The sequence below is a fragment of the Acinetobacter sp. WZC-1 genome (assembly GCF_052544965.1).
This window is the reverse complement of sequence record NZ_CP199370.1, coordinates 2,121,076-2,133,098: the sequence shown is the minus strand read 5'-3', so window position 1 is coordinate 2,133,098 and position 12,023 is coordinate 2,121,076. Positions and strand designations below refer to the sequence as shown.

General features: G+C 47.6%; 10 protein-coding genes and 1 tRNA gene. 6 read left to right on the top strand and 5 right to left on the bottom strand.

Going from position 1 to position 12,023, the window contains the following annotated elements:
• The first annotated feature begins 73 nt into the window (after window positions 1–73).
• On the top strand, window positions 74–1,318 hold the full coding sequence (locus tag ACT6PV_RS09840) for an NADH:flavin oxidoreductase/NADH oxidase family protein (RefSeq protein WP_445116198.1): 1,245 nt from the start codon (window positions 74–76) through the stop codon (window positions 1,316–1,318).
• Window positions 1,319–1,425: 107 nt separating this feature from the next.
• On the opposite strand, the gene ACT6PV_RS09835 is transcribed toward ACT6PV_RS09840, so the two are convergent.
• The 3 genes from ACT6PV_RS09835 to ACT6PV_RS09825 form a co-directional block, all read right to left on the bottom strand.
• Window positions 1,426–1,501: transfer RNA gene (locus ACT6PV_RS09835), tRNA-Glu, on the bottom strand.
• A gap of 215 nt (window positions 1,502–1,716) precedes the next feature.
• Window positions 1,717–2,595 carry a hypothetical protein gene (locus ACT6PV_RS09830; RefSeq protein ID WP_445116197.1) on the bottom strand — a complete coding sequence of 293 codons (879 nt, stop codon included), beginning with the start codon at window positions 2,593–2,595 and terminating at the stop codon, window positions 1,717–1,719.
• A gap of 156 nt (window positions 2,596–2,751) precedes the next feature.
• On the bottom strand, window positions 2,752–4,182 hold the full coding sequence (locus tag ACT6PV_RS09825; protein WP_445116196.1) for an amino acid permease: 1,431 nt from the start codon (window positions 4,180–4,182) through the stop codon (window positions 2,752–2,754).
• Window positions 4,183–4,431: 249 nt separating this feature from the next.
• Between ACT6PV_RS09825 and ACT6PV_RS09820 the strand changes: the two genes are divergently transcribed.
• Window positions 4,432–4,902 (top strand): YaiI/YqxD family protein, encoded by a 471-nt coding sequence (locus tag ACT6PV_RS09820; protein WP_445116195.1) that lies wholly within the window; start codon window positions 4,432–4,434, stop codon window positions 4,900–4,902.
• Window positions 4,903–4,917: 15 nt separating this feature from the next.
• Entirely contained in the window at window positions 4,918–5,832 is a 915-nt protein-coding gene (locus ACT6PV_RS09815) for a DMT family transporter (RefSeq protein WP_445116194.1), read from the top strand.
• 37 nt (window positions 5,833–5,869) lie between these two features.
• Here the strand turns inward: ACT6PV_RS09815 and ACT6PV_RS09810 are convergent, their stop codons facing one another.
• The gene (locus ACT6PV_RS09810) at window positions 5,870–6,448 is read right to left on the bottom strand and encodes a PilZ domain-containing protein (protein ID WP_445116193.1); all 579 of its coding nucleotides are present in this window, start codon (window positions 6,446–6,448) and stop codon (window positions 5,870–5,872) included.
• A gap of 22 nt (window positions 6,449–6,470) precedes the next feature.
• Here ACT6PV_RS09810 and ACT6PV_RS09805 point away from each other — a divergent pair, with 22 nt between their 5' ends.
• From ACT6PV_RS09805 to ACT6PV_RS09795, 3 genes are all read left to right on the top strand, one after another.
• Entirely contained in the window at window positions 6,471–7,706 is a 1,236-nt protein-coding gene (locus ACT6PV_RS09805) for a lipoprotein-releasing ABC transporter permease subunit (protein WP_445116192.1), read from the top strand.
• Entirely contained in the window at window positions 7,699–8,382 is a 684-nt protein-coding gene (gene lolD / locus ACT6PV_RS09800; RefSeq protein WP_445116191.1) for a lipoprotein-releasing ABC transporter ATP-binding protein LolD, read from the top strand. The genes ACT6PV_RS09805 and lolD overlap by 8 nt, the downstream gene beginning before the upstream one ends.
• Window positions 8,383–8,477: 95 nt before the next feature.
• Window positions 8,478–10,919 (top strand): DNA internalization-related competence protein ComEC/Rec2, encoded by a 2,442-nt coding sequence (locus ACT6PV_RS09795; RefSeq protein WP_445116190.1) that lies wholly within the window; start codon window positions 8,478–8,480, stop codon window positions 10,917–10,919.
• Here the strand turns inward: ACT6PV_RS09795 and ACT6PV_RS09790 are convergent.
• Window positions 10,908–11,888 (bottom strand): lysophospholipid acyltransferase family protein, encoded by a 981-nt coding sequence (locus tag ACT6PV_RS09790; RefSeq protein WP_445116189.1) that lies wholly within the window; start codon window positions 11,886–11,888, stop codon window positions 10,908–10,910. The genes ACT6PV_RS09795 and ACT6PV_RS09790 overlap by 12 nt on opposite strands.
• Window positions 11,889–12,023: the final 135 nt, after the last annotated feature.

The following is a 12,023-nucleotide window of genomic DNA, read 5'->3' as shown; positions in this document are numbered from 1 at the left end:
GAGAATTGTCAGTTTTACACTGCCTTGACTCAATTGGAGCAAATACGCTGAAACAGGACAAGAGATGATGACCATGAGCCATATCGCAGAACCATTAACAATACGGAATGTCACGTTTAAGAATCGAATTATCAAGGGTGCAATGAGTGAGGCCCTGGCCAATAATGCAGGCCAGCCAGGCCAGTTGCATCTGGGGTTGTATGAGGCCTGGGCAAAAGGTGGTCTGGGCTGTGCCATTACCGGTAATGTCATGGTGGATTATCGGGCAAAAAATGAGCCGGGCGTGGTGGTGATTGAAACAGAACGGGACCTGGGAAAATTACAGGAATGGGCCGGTGTCGGTAAAAAGCATGGCATGCTGCAACTGGTTCAGCTGTCACATCCTGGTCGTCAGTGTCCCAAGGGTCTGAATAAGGAAACTGTTGCACCATCTGCGGTGCCGTTCAGTCCGGCACTGGCCACCACATTTGGTACGCCACGGGCACTGAGTGAAGATGAAATTCTGGATATTATTCAGCGCTTTGCCGAATCAGCCCGGATTTGTGAAAAAGCCGGTTTTGAGGGGGTACAGCTACATGGTGCACATGGCTATCTGATCAGTCAGTTTTTATCTCCACTGACCAATAAGCGCCAGGACCAGTGGGGTGGTTCAATTGAGAACAGGATGCGCTTCCTGCTGGAAATTTATCAGGCAGTACGTGCCAGTACTTCTGATGATTTCATTGTCTCGGTCAAGCTGAATTCGGCTGATTTCCAGCGCGGTGGCATCAGTGAAGAAGAAGTGATTGACGTGTTCAAAGCCATTGATGCTGCCGGGATTGATTTAATCGAGATATCCGGCGGGACCTATGAAGCGCCGGCGATGGCCGGGGTAAAGGCAGAGAAGCGCAAGGTCAGCACCATTGCCCGTGAAGCTTATTTTCTGGATTTTGCAGAGAAAATCCGTCAGCAGGTGAAATGTCATTTAATGGTGACAGGGGGATTTCGGACGGCACAGGGCATGAATGCGGCACTGGACAGCGGCGCATGTGAGTTTATTGGTATTGCACGTCCACTGGCGGTGGAAACGGATGTCAGTAATCGTTTGATTGCGGGCCAGGATGTCCGCTATGCAGTGGCACCCATTAAAACCGGGATTGGATTTGTGGATAAAATGGCGATTATGGAAATCATCTGGTATGCCGCACAATTTAAGACCATTGGTGAAGGGAAACAGCCGAATCCCGGGCTTTCACCCCTGAAAGTATTTCTGAAGTATGCAAAGAATAACGTCAAGGCCATGATTAAGGGCCGGATGAACTCCCGTAAAAGTGCATAAGTGGGATAAGAATGCTCACTGGTTCAGTCTTGGCAATTGATCCGGATAAAAAAGCCTGAGTCATCGTGCTCAGGCTTTTTTTTGTGGAACGTCAGCGTTCCGAATATTGGCGACCCTACGGGGATTCGAACCCCGGTTACCGCCGTGAAAGGGCGATGTCCTAGGCCTCTAGACGATAGGGTCGTTTCAGAGGTGGGCGTATATTAGGGGGAATCCCTGGGGGTGTCAAATTCTTTCTGCAATAAAAATAAAAAAGGACAATCAGCGTATGAATATTCATCAATCATGGATTATTTTATTCATGCATCAGTCAGACCATTAAACAATGACCTGATCCTGAATGGATTTAAGTGCCCGGGACTATACGTATGTCTTCATAGCCACATTTGCTGAATGTGCTATGCAATCAGCTCCAGCACCTTTTTAACCACGGAGGGATGTTGCAGGTAGCCTATAATTTCATGTGGCTTACTGATAAATGTGGAAATAGGCTGGTTGATGATGGCCGGCTGAAAGTCAAACGGGGTACCGGCTAGTGGAAATGTGGTTAAAAAATCATCATGTGAGTAAAAGTTATACCAATCCCCCTGTAAGGTCTCAGGACGGGTGACCGGTTGAGTCAGTCTGGACTGAATCACCCTGAAAGCCAGTGGTGAACCCAGGGTAATAAAGCGCCGGACCTGAAACAGCGGTTGTCGGCAATGTAAAAGATTATAGGCAATCACACTGCCCAGCGAATGTCCGATAATCATCAGTTCTTCATCTGCTCCCACACTCAGCAGAATTCGCTGGTGAACCTCTTCCATAAAATCAGGATTGGCCAGATACATATAGGTTTCGATCAGGAATTTATGAATCAGGCTTTCATGCAATCTGGGAAAATGGTTCAGCACAATCGCAAATTCCCTGAGCGCTCTGTCCTTCGCCAGCTGGGAGCTCAGATAAAGACGCCGGGTAAAGGTTAAATTTTTTTCCTTCAGAAAATGAGGCAGAACGGGAATGGTTGCCGCTTGGGCAGCGATGGGTTCCTGGACAGCCGGTGCAGGATGCCGTCTCAGCAGTGGTTTGGGTAAAAATGCTTCCAGATCAAAACTGTTATTGAATTGGTGTTTCAGAATCAGGTCGCCGTAAAAGGGAACCTCAATATTCAGGTCATTGCTGCATACGTCCAGCTGCAGTGCATTAATTCCCGATTGGAAGATATTCAGCCAGTGATTTTTTAAGGTTTCAGCATTGTGATTCTGTTGGTTCATCCCATGAATGAAAATAATTTTCATCGTGTTGTATGTCGTACTGTGATTACCGATAGCTTTAATTTAGCTGCTGATGCTCAGATATGCCACTGTATAAAACAGAAAAAGTGTAGCAAATTACTACACTTTTACTGGAATCAGTCCGATTCTCCACTCAGGGCATGTACAGCATGATGCTGATTACTGGGTATTCTTTGATTTATATAACACACCGTAACTGATATAGCATCCGGCAATAAAAATCAGACACCCAATAAATCCGGGCAGCATTTCATGGTCCGTGGCCATGCTGATACAGGTGATCAGACAGAATACAAAGCCTAGAATGGGAACAACCGGAAAAAATGGTGCGACAAATTTAAGTTCGGCATTGCTATGGCCATCCTTATACCAGCGACGGCGGAAGTTGAACTGAGACAGACAGATGCTCATCCACACCACTACCATGGTAAATGCAGCAACCCCCAGCAAATTTTTGAAAATGGTTTCAGGTGCAAACTGTTCCGACAGCAGTCCAGGCAGGGCACCGAACATGGTCACGATAATCGCAATAAATGGCGTACCGGATTTCGACAGTCTGGAGAACAATTGTGGCAGCTGTTTTTTTACTGACAGTGAATACATCATCCGTGAAGCAGCATATAAACCTGAATTTGCCGCTGAAAGCAGGGCGGTGATAATTACAAAACGGATAATGTCTTCAGCATGTGGAATACCAATATAGGAAAATACCGTGACAAAAGGGCTGTTACTGATGCCATGATCGGCATTTAAACCCGCCTGTTGGTAAGGCAGCAGGGCACTGATGACAATAATGGTTCCAACAAAGAAAATTAATAAACGCCAGATGGCCGCATTAATGGCTTTGGGAATATTTTGTGCAGGATCTTTGGTTTCCCCGGCAGCGACCCCGATCAGTTCTGTACCGGAAAAGGCAAAATTCACAATCAGCATGGTGGCAAAAATCGGGAATATGCCCTGAGGGAACCAACCCTGAGCGGTCAGATTACTGAACAATGGCGCAGACTGATAGCCTTCAAACGACAGCAACCCCAGAATGGCCATAAAACCCAGCACAATAAAGCTGATCACGGTAATGACCTTGACCAGTGATAACCAGAATTCAGATTCGGCAAACAGGCGTGTTGAATTGATATTCAGGACAAAAATGATCGCAGCAAAAATAAGGGTCCACAGCCAGACGGAAATTTGCGGAAACCATTCCTGCATGAGCAGTGCCGCGGCTGTAAACTCTGTTCCGAGTGTTGCAGTCCATGTTAGCCAGTACAGCCATGTCACCATATAGCCTGTGGCCGGACCAATAAACTGATTGGCATAGCTGCCAAAGGAGCCGGAAACAGGCATATGCACAGCCAGTTCACCCAGGCACAGCATCACCATATACGCGATTAACCCGCCCAGCATATAGGCAATAATTGCACCGATGGGGCCGGTCTGGGCAATGACTTCACCTGAGCCCAGGAATAAACCGGTACCAATGGCACCGCCCAGCGATAACATAATCAGATGACGCGTACTCATGGCACGTTTCAGTGGCGCGGTCGAATTTGCCTGATGCACAGCATCCTGCTGAGATTGGGGTGAATGCATAATTGAAAGCGTTAAAAGCAGTGAAGCGGCTTATTGTAGAGAAATTCATGAATTGTGCAATTGGCAAGTGTAATAAGATGCTGAGCCGGGACAGATCAGCAACCAGGTAAAGACGCTGTAATTCACCTGACTGCAAAGTTTCAGCCCTGTGATGGCCTGAAATATTTTTCAATGCAGTGACGGTTTTATTGGTTATTCAGGGGCTGGCATTTGCTACACTATGACCATATCAGATTGCCGGGATAGGTCGTGCTGCCTTTCAAACTCTGGGTGGATGCCGATGCATTGCCCAAACTATTAAGAGAAGTCATTTTGCGGGCTTCCGACCGTTATCAACTGGAGGTTATCTTTGTTGCCAACCAGCCAGTCGGCATTACGCCTTCAGTCCGTATCAGTTCGATTCAGGTGATGCATGGTGCTGACCAGGCTGATCAGGAAATTGTGGATCGCATGCAATGTAATGATATTGTCATTACGCAGGATATTCCATTGGCGGCACAGGTGATTGAAAAAGGCGGTATTGCCATTCACCCACGCGGTGAAATTTATACTGCATCCAATATCAAGGCACGTCTGCACTTGCGTGATTTTATGGATACCCTGCGGGGCGCCGGGGTACAGACCGGCGGGCCTCCGCCCATATCTGAACGGGATAAGCGGGAGTTTTCTGGTAGCCTGGATCAGACCATTATGAAACAAAAACGCAAGACTTCTGCGTAACCACCGGACCATAACATGCCATCCAGAAGCAATATTATGATGACCTATATCTTACTGGTTTTCATATGGGCAACCACTCCGCTGGCCATTGTATGGAGCGTTTCAGACCTGCATGTCATGTGGACATTGGTGATCCGCTTTTTTATTGCATTGCCGATTGCCGTTTTTCTGCTGATGATCCTGAAAATCAGATTTCCGGTTGACCGGATCGCCTGGTACAGTTATCTGGCCGGTTCCCTTAGCCTGATCGGTTCACAGGTGTTTACCTATGCAGCAACCGTTTATCTGAGCTCTGGCATGATTGCGCTGATGTTCGGTTTTGCACCGATTATGGCTGGCATTATTGGCCGGCTGGGCTTTCATCAGAAACTGCAGACCATACAATGGCTGGGCATGCTGACTGCTGTCTGTGGCCTGGCAATGATCTGTATATACGGTGGGAAAAGTCAGCATGTGCATCCTATCGGGATTGTGTTGATGCTGATCAGTGTGCTGATTTATTCGCTGTCCATTTTCTGGGTCAAAAAAGTCAATGCCACAGTTGAGCCGATGGCTCAGGCAACCGGTTCCATTCTGGTTTCCACGCTGGCGGCCATTTGTATGATTCCATTTATCTGGCAGCATGCACCGACACATATTCCTGAAGCAAAGTCACTATTTGCCTTGCTGTATACCGTGATTATGGCTTCATTACTGGCCATGTTCTGTTATTTCAAGCTGGTGCAGAATATTCAGCCGACTACTTTGTCACTGACCACGGTGATCACCCCGATACTGGCCATGTTTTTTGGGGCAGTACTGAATCATGAGCGGCCGACTGCCAGTGTATTTATTGGCGCTGCAGTACTGTTAATCGGGTTGTTTCTCTACTTTTATCGGGATTTACAGGCGAGTCGCAATCTTGCACATAAATTAAGACATCGGGTTTAGTCCGGCCGGTATGCTGTGGCAGGAGTATGCAGAAAAGTCATACAGAAAAGGTGCTGCCCATCTGGATGCATTCAGCCAGTTTTACTTTGTCCTGTGGGTGCAGGGTGATAAAGTAGGCACCGATCCGGTAAGTTCCTGCTTCATCGGTGGGCTGGGCATAGGCGATCTGCGCCACAGCAGCAATATGAAAAAAGTTTTCAGGGTGGCTTAAAGTCACATGAATATAGCTATCCTGTTTCAGCGGCTGATCGCTGTGAAAGCTGAAACCGCTTTCAGAAAAGTTGACCTGCTGGGGCGTTGGTAACAGGCTTTGTACAATTGAATCATAAAGAGAACCGGTGATCAGGTTTAATTTCTGATTAAATAAGGATAAGATTCGAGCAATTTGTTGATCTTTTTCACTTAATTGTTCCAATTGGTATTGAAGTGCGTGATCAAATTGATCTAATTCTGCAAGTAGTAGAAAATAGCGCGGCAATACAAAATTCGGATCGTATGGATCATTAAGGGCAACATGGTCAGCAATGACCTGATAGTTAATTCTTAGGGCTGCATCGATCCGGGACATGACACGACGCTCGTTTCCATCATATTGATGCTGTAACGTTTCTTCCATAAAACACCTCGGACTGGATGGTATGTTTAAACCAATCTCGCTGTACATCGGGTTGAGATACACCCGTGCACGGCGTAGTAATCACTTTATTTCTTTTATTGCGCTGGTTTCCATGATCGGTCTGACCTTAGGGGTTGCCGTCCTGATTACCGTATTGTCTGTGATGAACGGCTTTGACCGGGAGCTGAAAAATCGTGTATTGGGCATGGTGCCACAAGCTACTGTTTCTTCGACACAAATTTTAACAGATTGGCCTGTGCTTGCAAAGAAAATTGAAGGGCATGAACATGTGGTCGGCATTGCACCCTTTACTCAGTTGCAGGGCATGCTGACGGCACAGGGTCAGGTGGCCGGAATTATGGTCACCGGAATTGAGCCTGAATATGAAAGAAAGGTTTCCATTATTCAGAATCACATGGTGCAGGGCAGTATTGATCAGCTGAAAAAGGGTGAGTTTGGTATTGTACTGGGCAAGCAGATGACCGATGCGCTGGGGTTGAGTCTGAATGATAATGTCACGCTGGTCCTGCCGGAAGCCACGCCGTCTCCGGCTGGGGTGGTACCACGTTTCAAACGCTTTAAGATTGTCGGTATTTTCAGTATTGGTGCAGAAGTGGATTCAAGCCTGGGTTATATTGCCCTGAATGATGCCGCGACGTTATTGCGTCTGCCTGACGGTGCTCAGGGCATCCGCATGAAGCTGGACAATATTTTCATGGCACCGCAGGTGGCCAATGAGATAGTCAGGGAACTGCCTGGCAACTTTTATGCTTCTGACTGGACTTATACACATGGCAATCTGTTCAGCGCCATTCAGATGGAAAAAGCCATGGTCAGCCTGTTATTGTTTCTGATCATCCTGGTGGCGGCTTTTAATATTGTGTCTTCACTGGTGATGCTGGTGACCGATAAAAAGTCTGATATCGCCATTTTACGGACGCTCGGGGCATCGCCGACAATGATTACCCGGATTTTTATGGTACAGGGAACAGTCATTGGCGTTGTGGGAACCATTGCAGGGACGGTATTGGGTGTGATTTCTGCATTGAGCATCAGCAAGCTGATTGACGGGCTGAACAATCTCTTTGGCCTGCATTTGTTTGATGCCTATTTTATTAATTATCTGCCGTCCTATTTACGATGGCAGGATGTGGTGGTGATTGTCGGCTTATCTTTATTATTGAGTTTTCTGGCCACGATTTATCCGGCGATACGTGCTGCGAAAATTCAACCAGCGGAGGCACTTCGTTATGAGTAATATGGTGCTGCAAGCCAGGGAAATTCATAAATCATTTACCGATGGTAAATCCACTGTAGACGTTATTAAGGGGCTGTCCCTGCAGATAAGCGAAGGTGAGTTTGTTTCAATTGTCGGCGCAAGTGGTTCAGGTAAGAGTACCTTATTACATATTCTGGGTGGGTTGGACCGTCCAAGTCAGGGGCAGGTGGACCTGAACGGACAGCGTTTTGACAATCTGGGGGAAGCTGAACGTGGATACCAGCGCAATCAGTATCTGGGGTTTGTTTATCAGTTTCATCATCTTTTGCCGGAGTTTTCAGCGCTGGAAAATGTGGCCATGCCGTTGATGTTGCGTAAAAATGCTGAATTTAAGCAGGTCAGGGAACATGCCGAGCATCTGCTGGAGCGGGTTGGACTGTCACATCGTTTAACCCATCAACCGGGTGAGTTGTCCGGAGGAGAACGTCAGCGTGTTGCACTGGCCCGTGCGCTGGTAACGCAGCCAAAGCTGATGCTTGCAGATGAACCGACAGGGAATCTGGACCGGAAAACTGCTGTGGGAATTTTTGAGTTACTGGCAGGTCTGCGTCAGGAACTGAATATGGCCATGTTGATTGTAACGCATGACGAGCAGCTGGCAAAATCTGCGGATCGGATTCTGCACATGCAGGACGGTTTGTGGGTGGATGTTTAAAAAATCTGTAAAATCCAGGTGATCCCTCTGTTAAAGCTCATGAAAATGGGCTTTAATTGTTTTTATAAATAAACAATAAAATCTGATGCTTGCTTATGGGGTTATTGGTCATTCTGATCGGATGGATTGCCGGTGTTGCATCGATGGGGCGGAGTTTAGCTGACGCCCTGACGGGCAGTGCACCTGCGTTGCTGATACTGACAGCATGTCTGTTCTGCGGTGCTGTTTTCAGGCCTGGGCTCAGACAATCTACAGTTTATCGCTGCCTGCTGGTGGTCCTGATGGGCATCAGCAGTTTTCTGGTGGGATACCTGTATGCAGATCATCAGCTGGAACAGCGTTTACAGTACAGAGTCCAGCAGCCCGAACAGGTCAGGGTTATCGTCTATATCCGCTCGCTGAACCGGCTGGTGGCCGATGGAACCGACGATCGGCGGGTGAGACAGACAGCTGTGGTTCTGAACCGGCATCAGCAGCCCGTGCTGTGGTTGTTGAATACAAAATATACCTGGCCGACCGGCAAGGATCCTTTTCAGCCTGGACAATACTATCTGGTCAGTGGCAAAGTCCGTCCGGCACACAGTTATGCTGTTGCCGGTGCTTTTGACCAGGAGCGGTGGCTGTTGCAGAACAATATTATGGGAAGCATGCAGGTCCAGTCCATTCAGCCACTGACCGGGCAGCAGGTCAGTTCATCTGGCCATTCTGTATTTGTCAGACAGCAGCGTGGTGCCGTTGCGGCATTTCAGTTATACATTGAACAAAAGCGGCTGTATTTCAGAACATTGATCAATCGGGAGTCATTTGTACATCAAGGCTTGTTGCTTGCATTGCTGAGCGGTGATGAAAGCCTGCTCTCCACTGAGACCCGGGAACAATTCAGGCGACTGGGCATTTCACATTTGCTGGCGATATCCGGTCCGCATGTGCTGATTTTTGCCGTGATCTTCTGTTTTGCAGTCAATCAGCTGATTCGGCGTTTTTATCCGCAGCTTTTTCTGACCCTGCCACGACCTGATCTGCTGTTGATTCCATTTGCCGGCTGTGTGTGGATGTATACCGCATTTGTCGGTTTTGAAATTCCGGCCATGCGGACTTTTTTAACAGTCTGTCTCATGAGTCTGATCATGCTGTTCAGACAGCGTATCCAGCCGTTGACCATGCTGTTACTGAGCGCCGGTTTATTGTTGCTGTTTGACCCGTTCAGTATTTTATCGGCTGCTTTCTGGCTGTCTTATGGGGCATGCTTTATTCTGATCCGGGTCTATCAGACTGTTCAGCAGCAAAGCATCAATGTGGTTCAGGGCTGGACAGATAAATTCCGGCAGTTTTTCAGCATCCTGATTGAAACTCAGTGGAAGATTTTTGTTGCCTTATTTCCATTGATCCTCTTTATTTTTCAGCAGATTTCCTGGGTTGCACCCGTGGCCAACATCATCGCTATTCCCTTTATTGGCATGCTGGTTGTGCCGCTGGCAGTGGTGGGGGCATTTCTCAGTCTGGCCATTGAGCCGGTGGGCGTTTTATTGTTTCATCTGGCTGATTGGGCACTGTCGTGCACGGTTTATGCTTTAAGTCTGCTTGATCGGCTGTTCAGCCCTGAATTGCAGTGGCTGGCCATGACACCGTGGATGTTGATCTGTCTGACACTGGCGGTGATTATTCTGTTTTTACCCAAAGGCGTATTGCCCAGAATATGGGCCTTGCTCTGTCTGTTTCCGCTGTGTATTCCGGCAAAGCAGCAGAATCAGTTTCAGTTGACGGTACTTGATGTTGGGCAGGGACAGGCTATATTGATGCAGCTGCCGGGGCAGAATATCCTGGTGGATACTGGCGGTTCCCCTGACGAAACAAAATTCAGTATTGGCCGGCAGGTGGTGATTCCTTATCTGACTGGTCAGGGCGTGAACCGGCTTGATCAGGTGATTCTGTCGCATCTGGATCAGGACCATAGCGGTGCTTTCAGTGCAATTCAGCAACAGCTCAGGATCGGGCAGGTCTATTCCAATGAATGGGATCAGCGCTTTGCACAATCCGACTTTCATTATTGTCATGCCGGTCAGCAGTGGCAGTATGGTCAGATTAAAGTTCAGATACTGGCACCTGAGCAACAGCACCTGAGCCGTGTTGCTGACAATCAGAACGAATTGTCCTGTGTGGTTTACATTCAGGTACCGCAGTCCCGGGGCTATCAGAACTTTTTAATTATGGGGGATGCCGGTTGGGAAACAGAATATCAATTGTTGCAGAAATATCCCGATTTAAAGGTGGATGTGCTGATACTCGGGCATCATGGCAGCCAATACAGCTCTTCGTTTACTTTTTTACAGAGTTTACAGCCGAAACTTGCGGTTGCCTCAGCAGGGTTTGATAACCGTTATGGACATCCACATCTGCTGGTGACAGCAAGATTAACAGCACTGTCCATTCCGTGGCTGAGTACCATTCAGCAGGGCAGTATTCAGTTTGAACTGGACCATCATGCAAAGATGCAGATCAGGTCCCGGCGTGAAACCCGGAAATGGTTACAGCGCTGAATCGGTATTTTTGATATGGGTATGGTCTGTATCCGTATTGCCTGTACGGATTTGTTCGATTTTTTTCATGGCATCCTGATGCGGTAAATGATACAGACCGTCCAGTGCTGGATTGGCTTTAAAGCGTTTATAGCTCCAATGATAATGTTCAGGATAACGCCGGATCAGACATTCAATACTTTCATGAATCATGCGTGTACCGTCTTCGGCAGACCCCTGATAAATTCTGTCATCAAACGGTTCAATGAACATATTGAAGCCATCGCTGTCATTGCGTATAGCATAAAGGAATAGCACACTGGCCCCGGTTTTCTGGATTAGTTTTGCACTTAAACCGCTGGACGCCAGGGGAATACCGAAATATTCGATCATGTCGCCTCCGGTATGCGGGGTATGATCGGGAAGAATGACCGTGGTGCCTCCCTGTTTCAGCGCTCTGAAAATCTGACGCACGCCGGATTCATCGGTGGGCACCAGATGTGCCTGTTCACGGCTGCGCGCCTGACGGACAAAGCGGTCTGCGTCATCATTTTTAATGGGTTTATACATAATGGTCATCTGGGTGTATTGTGCAAACCAGCAATTCATGATTTCCCATGTGCCGAAATGCGGAACAATCAACACCAGACCCTTGCCACGGGCCAGCGCTTCGTGAAAATAGTGTCCACCTTCTATGTGATGAATTCTTGCCAGATTGGCCTCTGCACTGCTGCCCCAGATACTGAAAAATTCCATATAGGATTGCAATTCATTGCGAATGGCGGCCTGGGTGATTTTCCCCCGTCGCTGTTCATTAAGCTCCGACAGGCAGATTTCCACATTCAGACGAATAGCCCGGGAGGTTTTGGTGATGTGCAGTAAATTGACAACCCAGGCCAATGCCCGGGCAAACAGTCTTGAAAAAAGAATGGAACGGCGACCGAAAAAATTGAGGAGTCGGGTTGTAGTGGAGTTTGTTTTTTCAGTCATCTGTGATCAATGTGTAATGCTGAGGTCAGGGAATGTAGTGATCTGGCAAATAATATTATAAGTTAATTCTCTGAGATTAGACAGTTTAACTGTATTCATTGTATATAATGAACCTTTAAAAGTTAATCTGGATGC